27 protein-coding genes, 3 tRNA genes and 1 pseudogene are annotated in these 24,819 nt (G+C 51.0%); 6 read left to right on the top strand and 25 right to left on the bottom strand.

Features of this window, described 5'->3' with window-relative positions:
- Positions 1–69: 69 nt before the first annotated feature.
- From cheZ to flhD, 11 genes are all read right to left on the bottom strand, one after another.
- The gene (gene cheZ, locus ACH0VJ_RS18960; protein WP_000983585.1) at positions 70–714 is read right to left on the bottom strand and encodes a protein phosphatase CheZ; all 645 of its coding nucleotides are present in this window, start codon (positions 712–714) and stop codon (positions 70–72) included.
- A gap of 10 nt (positions 715–724) precedes the next feature.
- Positions 725–1,114 (bottom strand): chemotaxis response regulator CheY, encoded by a 390-nt coding sequence (gene cheY / locus ACH0VJ_RS18955; RefSeq protein ID WP_000763861.1) that lies wholly within the window; start codon positions 1,112–1,114, stop codon positions 725–727.
- A gap of 17 nt (positions 1,115–1,131) precedes the next feature.
- Complete coding sequence (gene cheB / locus ACH0VJ_RS18950; protein WP_000036389.1) at positions 1,132–2,181, bottom strand: protein-glutamate methylesterase/protein glutamine deamidase; 1,050 nt, start codon at positions 2,179–2,181, stop codon at positions 1,132–1,134.
- Positions 2,178–3,044, bottom strand: a complete 867-nt coding sequence (gene cheR, locus ACH0VJ_RS18945; RefSeq protein WP_000204362.1) for a protein-glutamate O-methyltransferase CheR — start codon at positions 3,042–3,044, stop codon at positions 2,178–2,180. Before cheR ends, cheB begins: the two co-directional genes overlap by 4 nt.
- A 160-nt stretch (positions 3,045–3,204) precedes the next feature.
- Positions 3,205–4,866, bottom strand: a complete 1,662-nt coding sequence (gene tar / locus ACH0VJ_RS18940) for a methyl-accepting chemotaxis protein II (RefSeq protein WP_000483266.1) — start codon at positions 4,864–4,866, stop codon at positions 3,205–3,207.
- 236 nt (positions 4,867–5,102) lie between these two features.
- Positions 5,103–5,606 (bottom strand): chemotaxis protein CheW, encoded by a 504-nt coding sequence (gene cheW / locus ACH0VJ_RS18935; RefSeq protein ID WP_000147295.1) that lies wholly within the window; start codon positions 5,604–5,606, stop codon positions 5,103–5,105.
- 20 nt (positions 5,607–5,626) lie between these two features.
- Complete coding sequence (gene cheA, locus ACH0VJ_RS18930; RefSeq protein ID WP_000061322.1) at positions 5,627–7,642, bottom strand: chemotaxis protein CheA; 2,016 nt, start codon at positions 7,640–7,642, stop codon at positions 5,627–5,629.
- 4 nt (positions 7,643–7,646) lie between these two features.
- Positions 7,647–8,576 carry a flagellar motor protein MotB gene (gene motB / locus ACH0VJ_RS18925; protein WP_000795653.1) on the bottom strand — a complete coding sequence of 310 codons (930 nt, stop codon included), beginning with the start codon at positions 8,574–8,576 and terminating at the stop codon, positions 7,647–7,649.
- Positions 8,573–9,460 (bottom strand): flagellar motor stator protein MotA, encoded by an 888-nt coding sequence (motA, locus tag ACH0VJ_RS18920; RefSeq protein WP_000906312.1) that lies wholly within the window; start codon positions 9,458–9,460, stop codon positions 8,573–8,575. Before motA ends, motB begins: the two co-directional genes overlap by 4 nt.
- Positions 9,461–9,584: 124 nt before the next feature.
- Entirely contained in the window at positions 9,585–10,169 is a 585-nt protein-coding gene (flhC, locus tag ACH0VJ_RS18915; protein WP_000605987.1) for a flagellar transcriptional regulator FlhC, read from the bottom strand.
- On the bottom strand, positions 10,166–10,507 hold the full coding sequence (gene flhD / locus ACH0VJ_RS18910; RefSeq protein ID WP_001518146.1) for a flagellar transcriptional regulator FlhD: 342 nt from the start codon (positions 10,505–10,507) through the stop codon (positions 10,166–10,168). Before flhD ends, flhC begins: the two co-directional genes overlap by 4 nt.
- 682 nt (positions 10,508–11,189) lie before the next feature.
- On the opposite strand from flhD, the gene ACH0VJ_RS18905 reads away from it, so the two are divergent.
- Positions 11,190–11,306 (top strand): hypothetical protein, encoded by a 117-nt coding sequence (locus ACH0VJ_RS18905; protein WP_001617301.1) that lies wholly within the window; start codon positions 11,190–11,192, stop codon positions 11,304–11,306.
- Complete coding sequence (uspC, locus tag ACH0VJ_RS18900) at positions 11,303–11,731, top strand: universal stress protein UspC (protein WP_000122603.1); 429 nt, start codon at positions 11,303–11,305, stop codon at positions 11,729–11,731. Before ACH0VJ_RS18905 ends, uspC begins: the two co-directional genes overlap by 4 nt.
- A 17-nt stretch (positions 11,732–11,748) precedes the next feature.
- Here the strand turns inward: uspC and otsA are convergent, their stop codons facing one another.
- The 4 genes and pseudogenes from otsA to ACH0VJ_RS18880 all read right to left on the bottom strand — a co-directional run bounded on the left by otsA (position 11,749) and on the right by ACH0VJ_RS18880 (position 15,139).
- On the bottom strand, positions 11,749–13,170 hold the full coding sequence (otsA, locus tag ACH0VJ_RS18895; protein ID WP_000089045.1) for an alpha,alpha-trehalose-phosphate synthase: 1,422 nt from the start codon (positions 13,168–13,170) through the stop codon (positions 11,749–11,751).
- Complete coding sequence (gene otsB / locus ACH0VJ_RS18890) at positions 13,145–13,948, bottom strand: trehalose-phosphatase (protein ID WP_000840120.1); 804 nt, start codon at positions 13,946–13,948, stop codon at positions 13,145–13,147. The genes otsA and otsB overlap by 26 nt, the downstream gene beginning before the upstream one ends.
- Before the next feature lie 222 nt (positions 13,949–14,170).
- Positions 14,171–14,353: pseudogene (araH, locus tag ACH0VJ_RS18885) on the bottom strand (L-arabinose ABC transporter permease AraH); the annotation flags it as partial.
- A gap of 228 nt (positions 14,354–14,581) precedes the next feature.
- Complete coding sequence (locus ACH0VJ_RS18880; RefSeq protein ID WP_000754797.1) at positions 14,582–15,139, bottom strand: DJ-1/PfpI family protein; 558 nt, start codon at positions 15,137–15,139, stop codon at positions 14,582–14,584.
- Positions 15,140–15,689: 550 nt separating this feature from the next.
- Between ACH0VJ_RS18880 and ACH0VJ_RS18875 the strand changes: the two genes are divergently transcribed.
- A complete protein-coding gene (locus tag ACH0VJ_RS18875; RefSeq protein ID WP_000741707.1) occupies positions 15,690–16,193 on the top strand; it encodes a non-heme ferritin-like protein in 504 nt (167 codons plus the stop codon).
- 178 nt (positions 16,194–16,371) lie between these two features.
- Here ACH0VJ_RS18875 and ACH0VJ_RS18870 read toward each other — a convergent pair whose 3' ends face one another.
- Complete coding sequence (locus tag ACH0VJ_RS18870) at positions 16,372–17,010, bottom strand: RpiB/LacA/LacB family sugar-phosphate isomerase (protein WP_000684804.1); 639 nt, start codon at positions 17,008–17,010, stop codon at positions 16,372–16,374.
- A gap of 255 nt (positions 17,011–17,265) precedes the next feature.
- Here ACH0VJ_RS18870 and ACH0VJ_RS18865 point away from each other — a divergent pair, with 255 nt between their 5' ends.
- Both ACH0VJ_RS18865 and ftnA read left to right on the top strand, forming a co-directional pair.
- Complete coding sequence (locus ACH0VJ_RS18865; RefSeq protein ID WP_000803229.1) at positions 17,266–17,601, top strand: YecR-like lipofamily protein; 336 nt, start codon at positions 17,266–17,268, stop codon at positions 17,599–17,601.
- 239 nt (positions 17,602–17,840) lie between these two features.
- On the top strand, positions 17,841–18,338 hold the full coding sequence (gene ftnA, locus ACH0VJ_RS18860) for a non-heme ferritin (protein WP_000920619.1): 498 nt from the start codon (positions 17,841–17,843) through the stop codon (positions 18,336–18,338).
- Between the two features lie 45 nt (positions 18,339–18,383).
- Here the strand turns inward: ftnA and ACH0VJ_RS18855 are convergent, their stop codons facing one another.
- Positions 18,384–18,623, bottom strand: coding sequence for a YecH family metal-binding protein (locus ACH0VJ_RS18855; RefSeq protein ID WP_000377238.1), 240 nt, complete (start codon positions 18,621–18,623; stop codon positions 18,384–18,386).
- Between the two features lie 226 nt (positions 18,624–18,849).
- Here ACH0VJ_RS18855 and tyrP point away from each other — a divergent pair, with 226 nt between their 5' ends.
- Complete coding sequence (tyrP, locus tag ACH0VJ_RS18850) at positions 18,850–20,061, top strand: tyrosine transporter TyrP (protein WP_023196173.1); 1,212 nt, start codon at positions 18,850–18,852, stop codon at positions 20,059–20,061.
- Between the two features lie 74 nt (positions 20,062–20,135).
- Here the strand turns inward: tyrP and ACH0VJ_RS18845 are convergent, their stop codons facing one another.
- From ACH0VJ_RS18845 to pgsA, 8 genes are all read right to left on the bottom strand, one after another.
- Complete coding sequence (locus ACH0VJ_RS18845) at positions 20,136–20,801, bottom strand: YecA family protein (RefSeq protein WP_000781526.1); 666 nt, start codon at positions 20,799–20,801, stop codon at positions 20,136–20,138.
- 238 nt (positions 20,802–21,039) lie between these two features.
- Positions 21,040–21,366: a glucose-6-phosphate dehydrogenase gene (locus ACH0VJ_RS18840; RefSeq protein ID WP_000240832.1), complete on the bottom strand. Its 327-nt coding sequence runs from the start codon at positions 21,364–21,366 to the stop codon at positions 21,040–21,042.
- Positions 21,367–21,578: 212 nt separating this feature from the next.
- A complete protein-coding gene (locus tag ACH0VJ_RS18835; protein WP_077907585.1) occupies positions 21,579–23,018 on the bottom strand; it encodes an SH3 domain-containing C40 family peptidase in 1,440 nt (479 codons plus the stop codon).
- A gap of 213 nt (positions 23,019–23,231) precedes the next feature.
- Complete coding sequence (locus tag ACH0VJ_RS18830; RefSeq protein ID WP_049833052.1) at positions 23,232–23,564, bottom strand: hypothetical protein; 333 nt, start codon at positions 23,562–23,564, stop codon at positions 23,232–23,234.
- A gap of 249 nt (positions 23,565–23,813) precedes the next feature.
- Positions 23,814–23,900: transfer RNA gene (locus ACH0VJ_RS18825), tRNA-Leu, on the bottom strand.
- A gap of 11 nt (positions 23,901–23,911) precedes the next feature.
- Positions 23,912–23,985, bottom strand: a tRNA-Cys gene (locus ACH0VJ_RS18820).
- 53 nt (positions 23,986–24,038) lie between these two features.
- Positions 24,039–24,114 (bottom strand) — tRNA-Gly (locus ACH0VJ_RS18815).
- Between the two features lie 151 nt (positions 24,115–24,265).
- Positions 24,266–24,814: a CDP-diacylglycerol--glycerol-3-phosphate 3-phosphatidyltransferase gene (gene pgsA, locus ACH0VJ_RS18810; RefSeq protein ID WP_001160192.1), complete on the bottom strand. Its 549-nt coding sequence runs from the start codon at positions 24,812–24,814 to the stop codon at positions 24,266–24,268.
- Positions 24,815–24,819: the final 5 nt, after the last annotated feature.

The following is a 24,819-nucleotide window of genomic DNA, read 5'->3' as shown; positions in this document are numbered from 1 at the left end:
AAAGTCTCGTATCCGGCCGGGTTGACGGATTCGAACCCGATAAGCGCAGCGCCATCAGGTCAAAAAAGCTTAAAACCCAAGACTGTCCAGCAGGTCGTCCACCTGATCCTGACTGGCGACGACGCCAGCTTTCGAGGTATCCACCTGCGGGCCGTTGAGTAAGCTTTCGTTCTCGCGTTTTGGTCGTGCGCTCTGTTCCGGGATGTTTTCCAGCAGTACCATTAATAACTGGCGCTCAATCTCCTGAATCACGTCCATCATGCGTTTGATCACCTGACCCGTCAGATCCTGGAAATCCTGCGCCATCATGATGTCCAGCAGTTGCGCGTTAGTAAAGCTGGTATGGCCCGGGACATCCCTGAGAAACTGGCGCGTATCCGTCACCAGTTCACGGGCGTCGGCAAGCTCGATCGGATTGTCAAACCACTCGTCCCAACGTTGGGTTAGCGCTTTCGCCTCTTTCTCCATCGCATCCTGATGCGGCTGCGAGGCTTCGACACTGTTTAGCGCGCGTTCCGCCGCCTGCGCCGTCATCTGGACGACGTAATCCAGACGGTCGCGCGCATCAGGGATCGCCTCCGCCGCTTCGGCAATCGCCTGGTCCAGCCCCAGCTCACGCAGGCTGTCGCGCAGCATTCGGGTCAGACTACCGATGCGCGCAATGATGTCTCCTGCTGAACCTTCATCAGCAGGCTTGATAGATGGTTGCATCATCATCGCATCCTCACATGCCCAGTTTCTCAAAGATTTTGTTGAGCTTCTCTTCCAGAGTCGCTGCGGTAAACGGTTTTACGACATAACCGCTGGCGCCAGCCTGTGCGGCGGCGATAATATTCTCTTTTTTGGCTTCCGCCGTGACCATCAACACGGGTAACGCCGACATGGCGCTATCGGCGCGAATGGTTTTCAGCAGCTCCAGGCCATCCATGTTCGGCATGTTCCAGTCGGAGATAATAAAACCAAAGCCGCCCGCCTGGAGCTTGTTCAGCGCATCGACGCCGTCTTCGGCCTCTTCCACATTGTTAAATCCAAGCTCTTTTAAGAGGTTGCGCACGATACGACGCATGGTCGAAAAGTCATCCACAACCAAAAATTTAAGCTCTTTATCCGCCATAAAATACTACTCCTGGTTCAAATACGTATCGCCTGTCCGGCACTGATTTTCGCCAGCATCTGCTGGCTTACCTGGCTAAGATCGACCACTTCGCTTACGCCACCCATATTGATGGCCTCGCGCGGCATGCCGAACACCACACAACTTGCTTCGTTTTGCGCAATGGTCCAGGCGCCAGCCTGGTACATCGCTAACATTCCAGCGGCGCCATCGTTGCCCATCCCCGTAAGAATGACGCCTACGGCGTTGCGCCCCGCGTGTTTCGCCACCGAATGAAACAGCACATCCACGGAAGGCCGATGCCGGTTTACCGGCGGGCCATCATGAATTTTGATTTGATAATTCGCCCCGCTACGCGCCAGCTCCATATGCTTGTCGCCGGGTGCAATGTAGGCATGACCTGGCAATACGCGTTCGCCATCCTCGGCCTCCTTAACGCTGATTTGACAGAGTTTATTCAGGCGCTCGGCAAACGAGCGGGTAAAGCCAGGCGGCATATGCTGCGTAATAATCACTGCCGGACTGGAAAGCGGCAGCGGTTGCAGCACATGTCGGATAGCTTCAGTACCGCCCGTTGAAGCGCCGATAGCAATCAGTTTTTCCGAACTGAGCAGCGGACCGGCTTTTAAGGTTGCCGGGGCCGCCATCGGTTTATGTGCGGCGATGCGGGCCCGCGCGGCGGTACGCACTTTTTCGGCGATCATCTCGCTATACGCCAGCATACCTTCACGAATGCCAAGCTGCGGTTTGGTGACAAAATCGATGGCCCCCAACTCCAGCGCCCGTAGCGTCACTTCAGAACCTTTCCCGGTCAGCGAAGAGACCATCACCACCGGCATCGGTCGCAGGCGCATCAGTTTTTCCAGAAAATCGAGGCCGTCCATACGCGGCATCTCAACGTCCAGGGTCAATACGTCCGGATTAAATTTTTTGATGAGATCCCTGGCGACCAACGGGTCCGGCGCAGTCGCCACCATCTCCATATCGCTATGGCTATTAATAATTTCAGTCATGATTTGGCGCATTAGCGCGGAATCATCAACTGACAATACCCTGATTTTACTCATGCTTTATCCTTACTTAGCGCATACACCGTCTGTCCGCGCAGGCTAAACTCGCGCACGAGGTTGCTAAAGTTTTCTGAGTGACCGGCAAACAACAGTCCGTCAGGTTTAAGGAGTGGAACAAAACGGCGCAGAATGTCCTCCTGAGTCGTTTTATCAAAATAGATCATGACGTTACGGCAAAAAATCGCGTCAAAGGGACCGGGTACGTTGTACTGCTTTTCCAACAAATTAACGGAGGAAAATTCAACATAATTGGCCAGTTCCTGACGCACGCGCACCAGTCCTTCATGCGGCCCCGTACCGCGCATGAAGTAACGTTGTAGCTGCTGCGGCGATAACGTTTTCAGTTCGCTGAGGCGATAAATACCGCTTCTCGCTTTTTCCAGCACTTCAGTATCAATATCGCTGGCGAATACTTTCCAGCGACCGGGGGCCATCCCCAACGCATCCGCCAGCGTAATGGCGATACTGTAAGGTTCTTCTCCTGTCGATGCCGCCGCACTCCAGACGCGGTACTCGCCGTGGCGGCGACGCGCATGTTCCGCAAGGATGGGAAAATGGTGCGCCTCGCGAAAAAAAGCGGTCAGGTTGGTAGTCAGAGCGTTGATAAAAGCCTGCCACTCAGCGCTGTTTTGATTAGCCTCCAGCATACTGAGATAACGGCCAAAATCATCCAGTCCCAGGGCACGCAGCCGACGGACCAGGCGGTTATAAACCATATCCCGCTTATGGTCGGCCAGCACGATCCCTGCGCGCTGGTAGATTAATTGACATATCCGACGAAAATGCGCGTCGGACAGCGCGAGGCGCTGTGTCATCTGTAACAATACTGACGTTTGCCCGGAGGGCAGAGATGATGTCATAGCGCCTTCTTAATCACATTCAAAGTACAACGGGCGCGCCCTGCGGCAGCGCCATGCTTCCCGTATTACACATTTTTTGCTTTTATCTATGCGAACCAGACGAAAGGGATCGGCGGGTTCGCAAATTAATCGATAACCGACAGCACACAGCGCACGTCGATCAGAAGGTTTCCCAGTTCGCATCATCCCCGGCGGCTAAGGGCCGCGGCGTATTGCCGGACTGAGCGTCCACTGACAAACGCATCTCAGGTTTATTTGCCACCAGCGGTCGCGATGCCAGGCGGAAAGCCGATACCGCCTGGGTCAGACGGCTGGCCTGCTCTTCCAGCGCGGCGGCGGCCGCTGCGGATTCCTGAACCAGCGAGGCGTTCTGTTGCGTTACGCGATCCATTTCGGAAACGGCCAAAGCGACCTGATCGATACCCCGGCTTTGCTCATCCGAGGCGGAGGCGATTTCGCCCATGATATCCGTGACGCGCGTAACGGCATTGACGATGTCAGTCATGGTTTCCCCGGCGCTTTCCACCAGCACAGAACCGGTATCGACACGCGAGACGGAATCTTCAATCAACGCTTTTATTTCTTTCGCCGCCTGGGCGCTGCGGCTGGCCAGATTACGCACCTCGCCTGCCACGACCGCAAAACCGCGCCCCTGCTCTCCCGCGCGCGCCGCTTCTACCGCCGCGTTCAGCGCCAGAATGTTAGTCTGGAAGGCAATACCGTCGATAACGCTGATAATGTCAGCGATTTTTTTCGAACTGTCGGCAATTTCGTGCATGGTGTTTACCACGCCGTCGACCACTTTGCCGCCATGACGCGCGGTCTCGGAGGCGCTTTGCGCCAGTTGCGAAGCCTGGCGGGCGTTATCGGCGTTTTGCTTCACGGTGGCCGTCAGTTGTTCCATGCTGGCCGCCGTCTCCTCCAGAGCGGAGGCTTGTTGTTCGGTACGGGAAGAGAGGTCGGTATTACCGGCGGCAATTTCACTGGTGCCGGAATAAATCGCATCCGAACCTTCACGAACCTGCGTCACGGTGTCAATCAGCGAGCGTTGCATATGTTCAACCGTTCCCGCCAGTTCGCCAATTTCATTACGTCCTGAGACGGTGAGCGTTTTCGTCAGATCGCCGCTGGCAATTTCACGGATATGAGTAATCACTCGCGCTAATGGGTTAAGCAGGGCATGACGAATGCCGAACCAAACCACCATCAAAATCAGCACCAGCACGACCGCAAGCCCCCCCAGTTGCCATTGCGCAAAACGGTAGTCATGAGCGCTTTGATCAAATGTCTGGCGGTACAGGTTTTCGCTCACCCGGGCGTAATTGCCCAGCGCCTCGCCCAACGCGTTTTGCATTCCCTGGGTTGGCTGGGCGAAGTAGGCATCCATATTGCCATTGTCCAGAAACTGAATAAGTTCGGCTAATGCGGCCTGATAGCGCTGATATTTTTCATCGACGTTCGCGCTGGCCTCCGCCATCGCTGGCAATGGCGTCATGTTTTTGAAATTGGCGTAGTGCGCCGCCGCCTGTGCGAGGGTCGTTTTTGCATTCTGGAGTAAATCCGTTTTGGCGCTGCTCTGCTGGTTAGAAGCGTCCATCATCATGCGTGCGGCGGAACGGCTCAGGTTAATGCGCGTTTGCAGCATTAAGTCCCATGTCGACGTGAGTTCGCTTTGTTGCTGGCGTAATTCGTTAGAAATAACAAAACCTTGCTGGTTATGCTGTAATGAAGAAAACAGCAAACCACCGGAAACAAGCTGTAGCAGTGCGAAAACCCCCAGCACCATCATCAGCATTGTGACAACGCGGATACGGTTAAACATAAGGCACCTTCCTGATAACGAGTTATCAACGTTATCGGCACCTGCGGTGATAACTTTACTTTTGCAAAAAGGAAATACGCTGTTCCGGAAGACGACATTGCCAATGACAGTGTCGCAGCGGCGATGCCGGCGCAAAATGCAGGGGCTGGGCGCGGGCGATGAACAGGCACTCTCACCGCTGGCGGAAGCATAACGGCTAGTATTGCCGGATGGCGCGACGCCATCCGGCAACGTTATTACGCGACGTGTGATGCTGCGATATCCAGCAGCGCCATCTCTTCGCTGTTAAGCAGTTTTTCGATATTCACCAGAATCAGCATACGCTCGCCGAGCGCGCCCAATCCCGTCAAATATTCTGTTGACAGGGTCACGGCAAATTCTGGCGCCGGACGGATCTGTTCCGCCGTTAACGACAGTACGTCAGACACGCCGTCTACCACTATCCCGACGACACGTTGCCCCAGATTCAGTACGATCACTACCGTATTGTCATCGTACTCAACGTCGCCTTCGCAGAATTTCACGCGCAGATCGACAATGGGGACAATCACGCCGCGCAGGTTAGTCACCCCTTTTATAAAGGCCGGTGTATTGGCGATGCGCGTCACCTGGTCATAGCCACGGATCTCCTGCACTTTCAGGATATCGATGCCGTACTCTTCATTTCCCAGTGTAAACACCAGGAATTCCTGACCTGACGGCTCGCCGGCCAGTTTGCTTACATTACTCATACCGGTCATATTATTCCCTTCTCACTCAATCAGGCGGCTGTGATCGCCATACGTTGTTCGCGGTTTAAACCCTGCAATGCGGAAACATCAACAATCAGCGCGACGCTGCCGTCGCCCAGGATCGTCGCGGCGGAAATCCCCGGTACCTTGCGATAATTGCTTTCCAGATTTTTGACCACCACCTGGTGCTGACCGATGAGCTGATCGACCAGCAGCGCGTAACGGCGTCCCGCACTTTGCAGGATCACAACAATGCCCTGCGTGGCTTCGGTTTTCGCCCCGTCCACGTCAAACACTTTCCACAATTCGACCAGCGGCAAATACTCGCCGCGAACTTCCAGAACCCGTTCGCCGCCCGCCAGCGGATGAAGATCCTCTTCACGCGGTTGCAGCGACTCCATCACCGCATTTAACGGCAGGATAAAAACTTCCCCCGCCACGCGAACCGACATCCCATCGAGGATGGCCAGCGTCAGCGGCAGCAGAATACGAATCGTGGTGCCGGAGCCTTGTTTTGACTGGATCTCAACGTGACCGCCCATCTCCTGAATGTTACGTTTCACCACATCCATGCCAACGCCGCGACCGGAGACATCCGTGACCTGTTCCGCAGTTGAGAATCCCGGCGCGAAGATCAACATGCCTACTTCATCGTCGGTCATGTTTTCATTCACCGCCATCCCCTGCGACATGGCCTTCGCCAGGATACGCTCACGGTTAAGCCCCGCGCCGTCATCGGTCACTTCAATACAAATATTCCCGCCCTGATGTTCTGCGGAAAGAATCAGATTGCCGACAACATTTTTCCCCGCCTCAAGGCGTTTTTCCGGCATTTCAATCCCGTGGTCGAGACTGTTGCGCACCAGGTGCGTCAGCGGGTCGATAATGCGTTCGATCAGGCTTTTATCAAGTTCAGTGGAGCTCCCCACCAGCGTCAGCTCTACCTGCTTGCCCAGTTTGCCCGCTAAATCGCGTACCAGACGCGGGAAACGGCTGAAGACATATTCCATAGGCATCATGCGAATCGACATCACCGACTCTTGTAAGTCGCGGGCGTTACGTTGTAACTGACCCATACTGGTAATGAGATCGCCGTGGTTTACCGGGTCCAGCTCGTTAGAACGCTGGGCCAACATTGACTGGGTAATCACTAACTCGCCGACCAGGTTTATGAGCTGATCCACTTTCTCTACCGCCACGCGAATGCTGGTGGACTCGCGTTCACGCGCAGGTTTTTCACGCCCCGCATGATGTTCATGGGCCGCGCTTTTGGCGGCTGGCGCAACGACTGCCGGAGGCGCTACCGGCGCTACCTCGGTTTTCTCTTGCGCTTTTTCAACCGGCGCGGCGACCACTTTTTCAAAAGCGATCTGATCGGCCTCAATGACAAAACAGAGCACCGCGACAATGTCATCTTCCGCGACGCTGCCATCCAGCGTTGCCGACAGTGAATCCGCCCCCTTAACGACATCCGTCAGAGTAGCCAGATTACTCAACTCTTCTTCAAGCAGATCGACCTCACTGGCTTTCAACCGTGAAAGTACAATGCGCAGTTTACTCTCGTCACGAGGCGATTCGGTTTCGGCTACGCTCTCTTCCTGGATCGCCGCGCTTAGTGCCGCGGTTTCTACGACCGCCGGCGTGGTTTCGCCTTTCGCCTCCAGCGCCAACTGGCGTAGCGCATTGCAGATATATTCGAAGCTTGCGGCATCCGGCTCTTCGGAGTTTTTATAGGCGTCGAGCTGTTCCTGCATAATATCTTTCGTTTCCAAAAACAGGTTGATAATGTCGGTATTGAGCTGCATTTCACCGCGTCGGGCTTCATCCAGCAGGTTTTCCATTAAATGTGTGGTTTCCTGCAGAATAGTGAAGCCGAATGTGCCCGCGCCGCCTTTAATGGAGTGCGCCGCGCGAAAAATGGCGTTCAGTTGTTCAGCGTCCGGGGACTCCGGCACCAAATCCAGCAGATGCTGCTCCATATCAGCCAACAGCTCGTCAGCTTCATCAAAAAATGTCTGATAAAAATCGCTAATATCCATGCTCACGCTATCACCTCGGTTCCGCTTTTGGCGATGTGGGTACGCTTGCCGGCGGGGCTGCCGCAGGCTGTTGTAATACACTTACCGGCTCATTCTGGCTTTCAGCGTTTTCATGCAAAATGGCCTGTTCCGCCTGTTTGTTTAACACCAGCAGGCTTATACGGCGGTTGATGGCGTCATCAGGACCGCGATCGCTCAGCCGCATCGTGGCGGCCATGCCAACCACCCGTAATACTTTTCCGTTATCCAGCCCCCCAGCGACCAGTTCGCGACGCGAAGCATTGGCGCGATCGGCGGATAATTCCCAGTTGCTGTAGCCTTTTTCGCCGTTCGCGTAGGGAAAGTCATCGGTATGGCCGGCCAGGCTAATGCGATTAGGTATACCGTTTAACACTGGCGCAATCGCACGCAGGATATCGCGCATATACGGCTCAACTTCGGCGCTGCCGGTTTTAAACATCGGGCGGTTCTGGCTGTCGATAATCTGGATGCGCAACCCCTCCTGAACCAAATCAATTTTCAGATGCGGACGTAACGCGCGCAGTTTGGGATCGGATTCGATCAGTTGATCCAGATCGCCGCGCAGTTTGTTTAAGCGACTCTGCTCCATCCGTTTTTTCAGCTCGTCGATATTCGGCTGCTTTTCCACTTCACCCTGTTGTTGGGTGTAATCATCGCCGCCGCCTGGTATCGGGCTCTCGCTATTGGCAATCCGATTCCCCCCCGTTACCGCGGTGGCCAACGGCGTACGAAAATATTCGGCAATCTGAATTAATTCTTTAGGGCTGGAGATGGAAATCAGCCACATCACCAGAAAAAAAGCCATCATCGCCGTCATAAAATCGGCGTAGGCAATTTTCCAGGAACCGTGCGCCCCGCCGCCGTGCGGTTTGTGCCTGCGGCGTTTTACGACGACAATGGGATGAGCCTGATTTTTCATGCTTCCTCAGTCGTCTGCTGCTGGTTTGGGTTTCTCACTGCGCGAACGTGTTCTTCCAACTCAATAAATGATGGACGCTCACTGGAATAAAGCGTTTTACGTCCAAATTCCACGGCAATCGGCGGCGCATAGCCGTTCAGATTAGACAGCAGTGTAATTTTTACGCACTGCATCATCTTGGTGGTTTCGGCGCTCTTCTGGCGCAAAACGGTCGCTAACGGTGAAATGAATCCATAAGCCAGTAAAATACCGAGGAACGTACCTACCATGGCATGGGCAATCAGCGCCCCCAACTCCGCTGCCGGACGATCGGCTGAAGCCAGAGCGTGAACCACCCCCATTACCGCCGCGACGATACCAAAGGCAGGCAGCGAATCCCCCACCATCGCCAGACTGTTGGCCGGGACTTCCGCCTCGCTTTCATGGGTTTCAATCTCTTCATCCATCAACGCTTCAATTTCGAACGTATTCATGTTGCCGCTGATGATCAGGCGCAGATAATCGACAATAAAATCAAGCATTACCGCATCGGCCAGAATACGCGGATAACTGGCGAAGATTTCACTCTCTTTCGGATTTTCAATATCGCGTTCAAGGGAGAACATCCCCTGCTGGCGTGATTTGGCCATCAGGCGATAGAGCAACGCCAGCAAATCCATGTACATAGATTTTGTGTATTTCGAACGACGAAATAACAACGGGATCGCTTTCATCGTGCCTTTGATGGCCTTCCCGTTGTTGCCGACAATGAACGCCCCTATCCCCGCGCCGCCAATGATGACCAGTTCAGCAGGTTGATAGAGTGCCCCAAGGTGTCCGCCGGTCATGACATAACCGCCGAAAACTGTACCGATAACCACCAGGTAACCTAATAAGATAAGCACGACATCATCCTTCCGCTGTTGACTATGACAGGATGCGCAGTCGGGCGATTAACGCGAAGGCAAGGCAAAAAAAAGCAGCGGTAATAACTTACCGCTGCTGGAGTGTTTGTCCACACCGTTTCGGTTAAACAGCCTGTTCGATCTGTTCATCCAGCAGTTGTGGAATAATATCGGCAGCATCTCGGGAAAGTTTACGTCTTTTTACTGCGCGGGATGGCGGCTGGCATAAACTACACGCAAAGCTGCCTACGGGCTGATGCGCATGGGTAATAAAGTTCCCACCGCAGCAGTTACAGCTCGACAATTCGAGCAACCCACTTTCAACAAAACGCACCAACGTCCATGCGCGAGTCAGCGCCAACAACGGCCCTTCAGGCGGTTGCGGACACTGCTCAAGATAAAGCCGATAAGCTTTAATCACCGCATCCACACCGCTGCATAAGCCGGTTTTCAGTAAAAATTGCCAGGCGTTGCAGAACATGGAGGCATGAATATTTTGCTCCCAGGTCATAAACCAGTCTGTCGAAAATGGCAGCATCCCTTTAGGCGGCGGGCTACCGCGTAATTCTTTGTACAGCCTGATGAGGCGACCACGGCTGAGCTGTGTTTCGCTTTCCAGCATTTGTAGACGAGCGCCAAGATTAATCAACTCCATCGCCAACTGGATATCGCGAGCTTCCTGAACAATGCTTTTTTCACTCATTATCATGCCCTTTTCTTACGCGCCGTATCGTCCACTTCATTGAGCAGACGCGTTGAAAGCATGATACCTGTGTGAATCTGCTGTAAATCATCGACGCGCGAATCCTGAGTCAAACGGGTGATCGTCTGATGATCGTCAAACCGGAAATGACAAACTAACTGGTTCGTCTCCGCCAGTTTGACCATCTGCGGCAGGGTCAACGCGCCCAGTGTGTTTGCCATCTCTTCGTTGATACCGAGGCGGAACATCGCAGATGCTTTGTCCTGGACGATCAAACGCTGTGCAAGGAGTAAATATGACAAATTGATGTCATAAATGTGTTTTAGCAACTCGGATGTATGCATTGTTCCCATCCAGAATAACCAACTTTATTTTTGTGCGACGTAGCCGCACCCCGTGATGTCGCCGGGAAGGCCCGGTAAAAGAAGCAAAAAGGTCAAATGCATAGCAGCGCTCAGACATTATGGACATTGTGACGTATAACGCAGCCTCCCACTGAGATTCGCCTTACACGTTTACATCAATTTTTACAAATGCCTAAGATTTTTCCTAATTCGACGCAACTCTACTCGTCAGCTTCGTGACATACAACGGAGCGGGACGGCGATTTTAGAAAATATGTGATGTAGATCACATAATTTAACGGAATACTTACGATAAAACCATCAGCATGGCTTTTACTTTGTTTAATTAATAACCTAATGTTCACTTTTTCTATTCCACACTGCTGAATAGGGGTACGTCAACACCAAATTCTTTTTTGTTTCTCTCTGTTAAAATAACGCCAGGATAATAGATAACAGGCTATTATTTCTATTTTAGAAACGCTTTTATTTTACCTTTAGTAAACAGTAGCTTAAATATTAAACGTTATTAATTAATCTCGTCACAGCATACGCCCTCCTCTGTTAAAAATAAGCTCATTTGATTTAACTTTTAGCTTTCCTTGTTCACCCGTTTAAATAAAGCATCCTGGTAGTGTGTAAAAAGTGTCTTATGCCACGATTCTTTACATAAGAATAATTAATGATTAATTATGATGTCCTTCACATTAATGTGGCATTAGCGCATTGCAGAAATGCGATAAACAGAGTAAAGCTAAAGCACAATCTCATATTCTTGCAATCAAGGAGCGAGTTATGAGCTACACCCATATTCTTGTCGCCGTTGCCGTCACCCCGGAAAGTCACCAGCTACTGGCTAAAGCGGTCTCTATCGCCCGCCCTGTCCAGGCGAAAGTAAGCCTGATTACTCTCGCTTCCGATCCTGAACTGTATAACCAGTTCGCCGCGCCCATGATGGAGGATTTACGCGCGGTTATGCATGAGGAAACCGAGAATTTTCTTAAGATGCTGGAGGAAAAGGCGGATTATCCGATTGAACAAACTTTCATCGCATCAGGTGAGTTAAGCCAGCATATTTTGGCTGTGTGCCGCAAACACCATGTTGATCTGGTCATTTGCGGCAACCATAACCATAGTTTCTTTTCGCGCGCATCCTGCTCGGCAAAAAGTGTCGTCAGCGCCAGCCAGGTAGATGTGTTGTTGGTACCGTTAGCGGGCGACTAGTCGCCGCTCGCGATATTTCAGGCCAGCTTAGGGAACGTCGCCACGTTGTTCTGCTGCTGACGCTCAGGGCTACGCGGCGTGACCTCCTTTAGGTCATGAATAAAACGCTCCTGCCAGCGGTTAATGTCATTTTTAACGATCACGTCCAGCATTTCCGCATGGCGCGAAATACGCTCGGCAAGGGGCATCGTTAACGCGCGATTGAGCGCCGCCGCCACGTCATCCCGATCGTAAGGATTGACGATTAACGCCGACGTCAGTTCATTCGCCGCGCCGGCAAACTGTGACAGTACCAGTACGCCAGGGTTAGCGGGATCCTGCGCGGCGACAAACTCTTTCGCCACCAGGTTCATCCCGTCACGCAACGGGGTGACGAGCCCGACGTCTGAATAACGGAATATCTTCATTAACAGTTTACGGTCGAAATGCTGATTCAGATAATAGAGCGGCGTCCAGCCCAATTGTCCATATTTCCCATTAATCCGGCCTGCTTCCGTCTCAAGCTGGTGGCGAATATCCTGATATGCCTGTACTTCGCCGCGTGACGTAGGCGCAATTTGGGTATAACGAATTTTTCCCCGATGCTGCGGGTAGTTTTCCAGTAGCGCTTCATACGCCAGAAAGCGTTCCGGCAACCCTTTCGAATAATCCAGCCGCTCAACGGAAAAAATATTCTTCACATTTTTCAGTTCCGCCTTGAGCTGCGCCAGTTTAGGCGGCAACGGCCCGGCAGCCTGCAGAGCAATCTCATCGGGCTCAATACCGATAGGATACACTTCTGTCTGGAAGTTTTTCCCCCACGCAATATGCTGCTTGCCGCTGCGAGTCGTGACTCGCGTTTGACTCGAAAGGCTATCCAGAAAAGCCAGGCGATCATTTTCGGTCTGGAACCCGAGCAGATCAAAGTCACACAACTGCTCCAGCAGTTCATCATGCGGCGGTAAAGCGTTAAAAATCTCCGGGGTCGGGAATGGAATATGCAGGAAAAAACCAATTCGGTTGTTCACGCCGCGTTTACGCAGCTCGCTGGCGAACGGTAACAGGTGGTAGTCATGCACCCAAATGATGTCGTTCTCTTTAATGAGGGGCAATAACTTATCCGCTAATAACGCATTCACCCGCATATAGCCTTCCCATGCAGGACGCTGAAACTGTACCAGGTCCAGACGATAGTGGAACGCAGGCCAGAGAACCGCATTGGAAAATTGACAGTAATAATCTTCGTAATCTTGTTCACTCAGGTTAAACGATGCCCAGGTAATATTACCTTTTGTCACCTTTTTTAATGGCTCATCCTCGTTACCTGTCTCGCCACTCCAGCCGAACCACAACCCGCCAGCCGCTTTTAGCGCGCCAAGCACGCCAACGGCGAGGCCGCCGGCGCCGCCTTTATTATCCGGGGGGGCAATTCGATTAGATACTACGACTAAACGACTCATAGCCATCTCTCCTGTTATTCATTACTTGTTGTTCTTGTTGTGGATAATTGATTTGTTCCAGCCAGCGCCAGACATCGGGTACGCTTTCCAGCCGCCATGCCGCCTGGGTTGCCCCGACGCCCACTTTTACGGAAATTCCGCCAGCGTGATTCACCACGCCAAAGCCAGCCTCATCGGTCAAATCGTCGCCCACAAAAACGGGAATCCGTCCTGCAAAGGGCGCCTCCTGCATAAAGGCGGCAATGGCTTCGCCTTTATTAGTTCCCTTAGGTTTGATTTCCACAACACATTTACCAGGCTGCAACGCCAGTTGCGGCCAGTGCTGCGTAACGTGTTGCGCAAGCGCCAACAGCGCCGCTTCATGTTCCGGAGCCTGACGGTAGTGCAGCGCAAATGCCATCCCCTTCGTCTCCAGCTCCGTTCCGGGCAGCGCTACAAGCGTCGAACGTAATAACGCCTCTACCTCACGGACTACCGCTTCAGGAAGGCGCACGATATGGGTTTTACCATTGATGTCACGACGCTCTGCCCCGTGAACGCCAGCGAGTGGAAAGCGAAAAGGCTTCGCCAAAGCATCCAGCTCAGTCATTGAACGCCCTGAAATCAATGCCAGTGCCCCTGCGTTGTGCGCCGCGAGACGGTCTAACAACTGAAGGATTTTATGCGGTACCACTACCTGATTGGGATGAGGCTTTATCTCTGCCAATGTGCCATCAAGGTCAAAAAAATACGCATAGTTCGCAGTGAGTTCGGGGGATACGGTTAACGGTTCTGCCACCCTGGTCTCCTCCTTATCATCATATTGAGACTCACAAACGGTCTCATTAGTCATGTAAGTATAGACAGTGTGACGCTGCTCGCCATTTAGAAAGACCATCGCCAGCCGGGGTAGCGGCTGGCGATGACGTGAAGCTATACTGTTTAGTTGAGTGTTAATTCATCAAATCGTACGCTTCGCTTTTTGCTTATAATGGTCGAAGATAACTGCTGCCAGAAGGATTCAGCCGCGAACCACGTACTGTGCAAAAGGTGAAATGTTGAGCAGGTTCATCGCGTTCTCCACCGTTCCTGATATCAGTACGCTCGCCACCACATATGAGATTTTTCCGAGGCCGCCTCTCAGGAAAACGCCCCCTAATACGCACGCAGAAATAACGATTAACTCATAACCCAGGGAAGTCATTGACCTGCTTTAGCGTTTTTTATGTAGGGTAAAATCAAACGATTTTTGTTAGAGAAGACGTAAAACGGTGCACTGTCTTTCATTCATTAGATAAATGCTGATGGCGGGAATAGTTTTAGCGGAAAATGACATAACCCAGAGCGAATTCATCAGCCAAAAGGCAGGAAAGCCAGCCCATTAATCCATAACATCAGCCAGCTAATCCTTATGGCCCTGGGTGAATAACGATTACCAGGGATAATAGATATGTTCAGCCTGTTCGCGAACCGGCGCATCGTCTCCCAGCAGTCTGGCGGAAAGGGTTAGCCCGAAATCAAAGACATGACCCAAGCCTTTGCCGCTAATTAAATTACCATCTTCAACAACGGGCGCATCCACATAGACACCTTCCGGAACCGCTTTCCACAGGTCGCCGGAACAGACATAACGACGCCCCTTCAGCAATCCGTGAGCACCCAGCACCCTTGCCGCCGCGGAACAGATAGGACAAATAAATTTGCCTGCCGCATCATGACGCGCAACGAAAGCGATCACCGCCGGATTAGCCGCCAGATTAGCGCTCCCCTGCGGACCGCCCGGCAGCACTACCGCATCAAAAAGCGCCTGCTGGCGTTCACTCAGCGTGCTGTCCGCAACCATAGGAATATCATGGTAACTCACCACCGCCCGTGATTCAGCACACGCCAGCGTTTCGACGTCGATATGCAAACGTCGCAGAATATCAAGAGTAACAATGGCCTCTGCTTCTTCAAATCCTGGCGCCAACAGCACCGCGACCTTTTTCATTGACTGCTCCTTGTTAACGAGTCACCCAGCAAAACTGCGCTTAACCGAATAACGTGCTCGTATGATTAATGACATTAAAAATGATCTACCGCAAAATCGGCTAGTTTATAAAAACAGGCATATTTGCTCTCAACCGTTTATGCGTGTGATATCCAGACTGACTAATGTTTATTTTATTGAAATTAACATACTTAAAAGGCTTAACCCATGATCTGAAACAATGTTTCATAAATTACAAATCTATATAATATCATTTAACTTTCAAATGGTTGCAACTGCTCCTCATCCAAAATCATTACACCTGAAAAAATCACACCGCTGAAAATGTAAAAAAAGATAAACAATTGCATTTAAGGATTTTCTTATTTTTATTGACGCGCTATTCTCATTACCGATCGATAAACAGGAAATGAGATCGCATAAGGGACTGGCGGAACGGAGTTCTTCTGCTAAGAGTATTTATTGTGCATAGAGGTAAGAATGTGACAACGGCCCGTTGCATTCTCGTCTGTCATGCACATCAACACTTTCTGGAAATAAGGATATTGTTATGGCAGCTGTAGGAATGGTTCAAAAGCTCAACACGCCAATGAACCTTGAGTTTTACGCATCAAATCTTTACCTCCATCTAAGCGAATGGTGTTCTGAACACAGTTTAACAGGCACCGCCACCTTTCTTCGTACCCAGGCGCAAGGCAACGTGACGCAAATGATGCGCATGTTTAATTTTATGAAAAACGCCGGCGCCACCCCTATCGTTAAAGCCATTGACGTTCCGGGTGAAGAGCTCTGCTCTCTGGAAGAGTTGTTCCAGAAAACCCTGGAGGATTATCAGCAACGCGCCAGCACGCTGTCGCGTCTGGCAGATGAAGCGAAAGCGCTGAATGATGCCTCAACGCTTGATTTTCTCCATACCCTGGAAAAAGAGCAGCAGCAGGATGGCGTACTTTTACAAACTATTCTCGAAGAAGTTCGCAGCGCTAAACGAGCAGGGCTATGCCTGGCGCAAACCGATCAGCATCTCCTTAACGTCGTGACCTATCAGCATCACTGATAGCGGCACCCCGAGCGACAATATTGAGACGTTATTAGCCGGATAGCAACGCGAAGCAGCTTATCCGGCCTACACCGTTTCTGATCTGTTTGCCAGAGGTGGTGCCTGTCGCTACTGGCGTATTATCGGCACATCATGCCAGCCGACAGGCGCGAAACGCCTCTGTCTTGTCCAGGCATTACCCCAGCATCTCACGTACAAACGCTTCTATTTCTTTATTCTGGCCGTTTTCAAACAAACATTGCTGGAAACGCGGCCCTGAAACCGCCGTTTTAACCAGTTCAGGATCGATAGCCCGTAGTGTATCCAGATAATTCTCTTTGACGACCGCGGCCTTAACCTGATTCAAAATGCCCGCATTGCGTACCTGCGGCGCTTTGCGCTCAGGCGGATACCCCTCGCCTTTACGCCCGGTAAACGCTTTTTCAAAGATGAAACGCACGTTCAGCTCAGCGCCCCAGCCAAAGCCTTTCGCAAATGGCAGGGACAACGCATTGCCGTTGTTGATCTGCGCAAACAGAAAAGCATCTGCCGGATCGATGCAATAGCCACAAATGACACCTGGATGAATATTTAACGACATCAGCGCGCCCTGACCGGTGCCACAGCCAGTAACCACAAAATCAACCGCGTTTGCATTAAGCAGAATACTCGCCATGATGCCTAAATGAATGTACGTCAGGTGATGGTCATTTTCGTCGCACATGCCAACGTTAAAAACGGGAAATCCCTTTTCATTGGCGACGGCGCTAAGTTCGTTATAAATGATGGCATTTTTGCTGGCCTGGCTATTTTCCATCATCAGTGCAATTTTCATCGTGTTCCTCCTGAATGCAGACGGTCGCGTCTGCGTAAATCATGACGTTTTGCCCACACTACACACTTAAGAACACGCATTCAAATTTAATGAAACCAAGTTTCATTAAATGAAGAGACGCTCACACATTTTCTGTTCCCGCTGTAAACCTCCTGCCGTTACCTTTAATCAAGGCGAATCCGTAAGTTATTCCAGCCATTGACGGTGCAAGACACGAGGTAGCATGGTCTGATACCGAATTGTCGGAGCGATTTTATGAAGCCTCTTATTTTTACTCTTTCACTGCTAGCCCTGACGGGATGCACCATTACTCGACAAGCGCAGGTCAGCGAAGCCAGCCCGATAAGCGGCATCGTGCGCCTGACGTATAACCAGCCGCTATTTTTTACTTCACGGACAGATGATTATGTATCTCACGGGACCGCAACACGCGAATGCCAGCAGATGGGCTATGCCGATGCCGTTTCGTTTGGTCAGCCGGTAGGAACCTGTAGCATTTATGCGGGCTCGTTGTGTCTGAACACCCGATTTACCCTCTCCTGGCAGTGCCGGGGCGTTGCCGTCCCGCAAATCATGCCGCTTTATTATTAAGGCGGCTGGCTTAATGCCGACACCATGTACAATGGAGGAGAGCGCAGGGTCGCTATTGCCAGCATGAAGGTGCTGGCTTTCCTTTATTTTTATACCCTATACACTGGCGTTAATGCGTTTTATTCCCATTCGTATTTTTAATAATTAAATTTAATATTTTACCTTTTGCAAATAATAAAATAACAAATTATAGTGGCGCCACATTACTGTATATCTTTTGCTATTTGTGGAGCGGAACCATGCTGAAAACAGAAATGATCGACAAACTGAATGAGCAAATGAATCTGGAGTTGTACTCCTCCCTGCTCTATCAACAAATGAGCGCGTGGTGCAGCTATCACAGTTTTGAAGGCGCGGCCGCATTTCTTCGTCGCCATGCGCAAGAAGAGATGACGCATATGCAGCGCCTGTTTGACTACCTTACCGATACCGGAAGCCTGCCGCGCATTAATACCGTTTCTTCGCCCTTCGCTGAGTACACCTCACTGGATGAGCTGTTCCGCGCGACCTATGAGCATGAGCAGCTTATTACGCAAAAAATTAATGAACTGGCTCATGCCGCAATGACCAGCCAGGATTATCCGACATTTAATTTCTTGCAGTGGTATGTGGCAGAACAGCATGAAGAAGAAAAATTGTTCAAATCTATTATTGATAAATTAACGCTGGCGGGAAAAAGCGGCGAAGGGCTTTATTTCATTGATAAAGAACTCTCCACCCTGGATACACAAAATTAATCCAGCACGTCCTTACACGGTGAGACGAGCTCTCACCGTGGCGTATTAATGGCGGCAGATTTTACTCTCATGCGTTGAAAAACCGTCCTCCACCGCAATAAACTTTCCTTTTGCCGCCAGAAACGCAACCAGTTCCGCCGCCGTCATATCTGACGCTGAACAGGTGTGAAATCGTGCCCGCTCGCCAAAGCGCGCTTTTATTGCCGCCTCCAGCGAGGTATGCGTGTACTGCTCGCCAGACTCAATCATCATGTTGAGTACTTCGTGACCGTGAATGGAATCCATAACCCCTCCTGAATAAAACTCGTAGCCTAATGTGTCCTTGTGCGAGCGACTTTGCGCTAGCGCAGGTTTGCGGCGGTTGTCCGCGTCTCCTCTCATATTCGCTTTTATGCCCGAAACTGTAAACTTTACAGCACACCAATTGTAACGACCATTTGACGAAAATAGCGTAATGCCTTACCCTGCGCCGCGGATATCACCGTTCTTTGTTACCGGGGTAGTAGAAAGCGTGAAAAACAGAACTCTGGGCAGTATTTTTATCGTGGCAGGCACCACTATCGGCGCCGGGATGCTGGCAATGCCGCTGGCAGCGGCTGGCGTTGGTTTCAGCGTCACGCTGGGATTGTTGATTGGCCTGTGGGCGCTGATGTGTTATACCGCGCTACTATTACTGGAGGTATATCAACACGTTCCGGCGGATACCGGACTGGGCTCGTTGGCAAAACGCTATCTTGGACGTTACGGACAGTGGCTTACGGGATTCAGTATGATGTTCTTAATGTATGCGCTCACCGCCGCCTACATTTCCGGAGCCGGAGAATTACTGGCATCCAGTATTAATAACTGGCTTGGCGCCACGCTCTCGCCCGCTGCCGGGGTGCTGCTGTTCACCTTTGTTGCCGGTGGGGTGGTGTGTGTGGGCACCTCGCTGGTCGACCTTTTTAACCGCTTCCTGTTTAGCGCAAAGATCATTTTTCTGGTCATCATGCTTGCGTTGCTCACGCCACATATTCATAAAGTAAATCTTCTTACGCTTCCTTTACAGCAGGGGCTGGCGTTATCCGCCATACCGGTCATTTTCACCTCGTTTGGTTTTCACGGAAGCGTACCGAGTATAGTGAGTTATATGAACGGCAACATTCGCCGGCTGCGTTGGGTCTTTATGACGGGTAGCGCCATTCCGCTAGTGGCCTATATTTTTTGGCAGCTCGCCACGCTGGGAAGTATCGACTCGCCGACATTCAGAGGGCTACTGGCCAGCCATGCCGGGTTAAATGGCCTGCTGCAGGCGCTCAGAGAAGTGGTCGCTTCGCCACATGTCGAACTGGCGGTCCACCTGTTCGCCGATCTGGCGCTGGCGACCTCTTTTCTGGGCGTAGCGCTAGGATTATTTGATTACCTGGCCGATCTATTCCAGCGCCGCAGTATGGTGTCCGGACGCCTGCAAACCGGGCTGATTACCTTTCTGCCGCCGCTGGCGTTTGCGCTTTTCTACCCACGCGGATTTGTGATGGCATTAGGCTATGCCGGCGTAGCGCTGGCAGTGCTGGCACTGCTCATCCCTGCTATGCTGGTCTGGCAATGCCGTAAACAGAGCCCTCAGGCGGGATATCGTGTGGCAGGCGGCACGCCAGCGCTGGCGCTGGTGTTTATCTGCGGCATTGTCGTGATTGGCGTCCAGTTTTCGATCGCACTGGGGTTCCTGCCCGATCCAGGTTAATGTCAGGCAAAGATTACCGGGCCCGGACGCCGTCCAGGCTCGATAATCGTCACGCTATGGCCGTTTACGAGCCATTAATGCAGGCAGCACTGCTTAAATTTTTTGCCGCTCCCGCATGGACAAGGATCGTTACGCCCCACTTTCACCTCTGCTTTTATCGGCATCTGTAGCGGCGTCGTGTGCGGATGCGCCATCCACCAGGCATGCAGCTCAAGCGCCGCGATACGGATAGCATCAACGCTTTTATCGAACGCTTCCGGGCTCATTTTATCCAACAGCGCAAAGTTTTCTTCAGTGCCGTGTAAGGCAATCGCTTCCAGCGCCGGTTTTAGCGTATCCGGCAAGTCAGACCAGTCGGACAGCGACACTCCGCGCATGTAACCAAAGCACCATTCTTCAACAATCGTTAATTCATGGCCATCAACTTCTCGCAGGCCAAACAGCGGCTCGAACTGTTCTGGATAGTCTTCAAGCCGGGCGGCTGTGTCCGCCATGTGCTGGAACACCAGCTCCATAAATCGCGTCATTTCTTTTTCAGATGTCCAGCGCGGTACGTACGCGGGTCCCCCCCATATCGCGACCAGCCACTGTTCCGGCTCGATGGGACGCGGAGAACTTAGTACCGCAGTAATCAGACCGTCCAGCTCCGCGACATCCAAAATGGCCTGATCGGTATTGTATTTCGTCAGCACATCATCCAGCCATTCCAGCTCGTTCTCGTTTAATGGTTCCATTTTCATAACGCTTTTCCTCAGTGATGACTTCCGCCTGTAGGCCTCTTACATTGCAGCGGATAAAAATAATTTTTTTGCAGGCAGTTTGGATGGCAACCATCAGGGGCCAGATTAACACGAAATGAGGAGGATTCCGGAAGTTAACGCACAAAAGGAGGATCAGGGCGCAGATTTTCCGCCAGGAAGCGCTCGCCCCACACAAAAGAGAGAGATGGGTTTCTCGCTATATTATACTCATGCTAACTTATACCACCGCCGCGGACAGATAAAACCGCCCTCTCAAATAGAGCTTATTTTCAGTAAAAAAGTGTTTAATGAGTTCGTCTACCGCTTCTCTGTCAGCAGAAAAGGTTATTTCCATAAACAGCGTATCGTACCCTATTTTGATATTTTTTTTCTTACAGTAAACACGGATATCATCCTGCACACTCAGCAACGGCAGGCTAAATGTGTATAGCGGTTGCGGTTCTTTTTTCGCCGCTTTCTCAAAAACTTTAGTGACCAGATCCCCAAGATCGCGCTCTGACCGGGCACCGTTATTAAAATGCAATAAATTACGTCTTTTTACCACCCAGCCTCCAGCCAGATACCGCCAACAATAACTCTCACTTCAATGTGTGAGGCACATAATCACATCCAGAATCAGCTCCAGATAGTATTTCAAATAAACAGCCCGCACTATAGCGCATACTTTTTTCAGACACAGTTTACAGGGATACTCTCTTTATATCCACGCGCACGGTTGCCTTAATCATGTCTTCCGCGATAACACAGTTTGTCAACCTATTCTATATAACCAAGCTTAAACAGAACCTTACCAGCCAGCGATATCAGCTCAGGATTTTCAGGATAAAAACGCAGTAACGGCAAAAAAACCGCCTCACCGATAATGCTCCGGCTATTAGCATGGTTTGGGCGCAATCCCCAGATATTCTGATAAGTCATCGGCACGACCTGCCCATTCATGGTTGTGTTACCGATATACAGCATAATATGCCCTGGAATATAGACCAGCGTAGTAAACGGTTTTCCGTATCTGGTGAGATAATCGATCCGCATTTGGGGACTTTTATGACTAAGATCGACCACCCGTCCAGCAGCCTCTACCTGCGCGGATGAATGTCTGGGCAGGAATATGCCAAACGGCATTAACAGGCTGCGGACTTCGGCTGAACAATCATTATAAAAGTTAAAATTTCCCCAACCGTAGGGGGCGCCGTGCATTGCTTTCATTAGCACGGCGATATTTTCCGGCGTCATTTTCCACGGCATAGCCGTAAACTCGTTACCGCTTAGCCAGACCCAATGGATAAACGCACGACCATTGCTGTCGCGAACTGGCGCCGCAATCAGGAACTGGCCCGCCCGTTGATGTCGGAACGGTAAAATAGTGCCCGGTCGCCCGGTGAAATAATAGACGCCTGCGGCATGGACAGAAACCGGCGCGTTGATAAATGCCCCCAGTTGCTTGTGAGCGAGCAAAACCCACTGTGTTATAAATTTCTGATCCGTACTGGCAATATCTTCACTATGAACCCAGCCAGTTACCGCTGGTGAAACGACATATTGCCAGCGTTGGTCTTTGCTCTTCGTCAGCGTATAGACCGGCGTACCGGGACGCAGCGAAGACATTTGTAAATTATCAAACGGATACCCCTCGCCCGCCTGACGGGGATCGTTAAAGAGCGGGTCGTCCGTTGGCAGCGCTCTGACTAAACTTTCTCTGACCATAATACCTCGCCGGGAGGCATGATAGATATTGTCAATCTGCGTATCCGTATTCCCTCTAACCTCCTCTTTCCAGCGAGAGGTATAAAGTCTGAAGTTTTCCCCCCAATAAGCACTGCCGTCGCTAAGAAACTGCTTAATACTGGCATCCCGGGCCTGTGCTGCGTTTTTTTTCAGCAATGTGGTAATATAAAAACCATTCCACGGCGAGTGAGCTTCACTGTCCATTCCGAAATAATGAGATTTTAGTGCGTTAAAGTAGCGTTGTTGGGTAGCACTATCAATAACCGGAATAGTGTAATCAGCTGAGTCCGGAGGTATCCATTTATCAACCGACTGTGAATAATCCGCTAACGGAAAGCGTGTTTTTGTCGGGTCAATATAGCTCTCTGCGACAATTTCATCTTTGGCTGTTGATCGGTAGGTCGTCTGGTGGCAAGCGGTGAGGCACAATGGTATCAATAAAACGGCCCAGGTTTTCTTTTGCATCATCATCTCCGTAAAGCGGGGAAAGCATAATATAGAGACTGACCAAAACCGCCATTCACGAAAACCTGAAATTATCTGTAGTTGACCTGTTATTAAGACAATATTGCAAAACGTGATTAAATTATGATGCGGATCACATTACCTTGTAATGAATATTAGTTCGCTATCTACCTTTAATTAAATTGTGCAGAAAATACCCCTGAACAGTTATATACTCGTTTAATTTGCATAAATACTCCACTGGCCTGCCCCTGTTTTTTTCAGACAATACATATTGTAGCGCGTCAGTTCTACTTTTTTTATATACTCTGCAAAGTCATTTGCATCGACGTAGCCAATAAAATTATGTGCATCACATGTCGAAGAGGAAAGCTCACCGGGAAGAGAGTAGGTTACGATTGCACTCTCAGGCTCATACAAAATAAAAAAAAGTAGCAAAGCACAACCTACAATCCCAATATTAATGAAGCTAATAAATAATTTTGCATTATCGGTATATTTCACTGGCAGACCTACTCTCTTTAATAAAGCAGGCATAAAACATATCAGCATTTTTATACAGATTAATGGATTTTATCGGCTGATTTACCCGACGTTTAGTATTTACCGGGCATAAGTTCTTGCGGGTCGGTAGCACATAACTGTTGTACTGGCAGAAATGCCGCTACCGGTGTTTTTTTACTGTGTATCGCGCTGGAAAGTTCACGCTCGCGGTCGGCATACAAATTGAAGGCACAAAAAAACCACCCGTAGGTGGTTTCACGACACTGCTTATTGCTTTGATTATTCTTGTCTTTCCCATGGTACCCGGAGCGGGACTTGAACCCGCACAGCGCGAACGCCGAGGGATTTTAAATCCCTTGTGTCTACCGATTCCACCATCCGGGCTCGGGAAAAATTGGAGGCGCGTTCCGGAGTCGAACCGGACTAGACGGATTTGCAATCCGCTACATAACCGCTTTGTTAACGCGCCAAATTTTTTTTTGCTTTTCAGCCAGCATCCGCTTTACGCCAATGCTTTTAAACTGGAGCGGGAAACGAGACTCGAACTCGCGACCCCGACCTTGGCAAGGTCGTGCTCTACCAACTGAGCTATTCCCGCAGTATCAAGCAACTTTGTTAATCACTTGATTTTGTTATCGTCTGGCAATCAGTGCTGCCGTTCGATGCGTTGCATTCTACTTACCTGACGCACTGAGTCAACGATATTTTTCGTCACTCACGATCGTTTGCTGAAATTTGCGGCGAAACGATCACTGATCAAGCAAATCTCCGCGTGCAGCGCTCAAATATTGCAACATGGACCACAATGTTAGCACCGCTGCGACAAAGAAAAGCGCGATCCCGGCATACTCTACCCAAATATTCGGACGCCACAAGAGCCACGCCAGCGCCACCATCTGCGCGGTAGTTTTGACTTTACCGATCCAGGAGACCGCTACACTACTGCGTTTGCCCAGCTCCGCCATCCATTCACGCAGAGCAGAGATAATAATTTCGCGGGCTATCATCGTCGCCGCAGGTAACGTCACCCACCAGCTATGATAATGCTCGGTGACCAGCACCATGGCGATCGCCACCAGCACCTTGTCGGCGACGGGGTCGAGGAAAGCGCCGAAACGCGTACTCTGGTTCCAGCGTCGCGCCAGAAAGCCGTCAAACCAGTCGGTAATAGCGGCAATACAGAAAATCAGCGCGCTGACCATCGGCGCCCAGGCGAACGGCAAATAAAACACCACGACAAAGAATGGAATCAGGATGACGCGAAACAGCGTGAGCAACGTAGGGATATTAAATTGCATAGTGA

The organism is Salmonella sp. 2020_1459 (genome assembly GCF_043847915.1).
Lineage (GTDB): Bacteria > Pseudomonadota > Gammaproteobacteria > Enterobacterales > Enterobacteriaceae > Salmonella > Salmonella enterica.
Note: the sequence above shows the minus strand (reverse complement) of the source record. Positions and strands in the feature narration are given on the sequence as shown.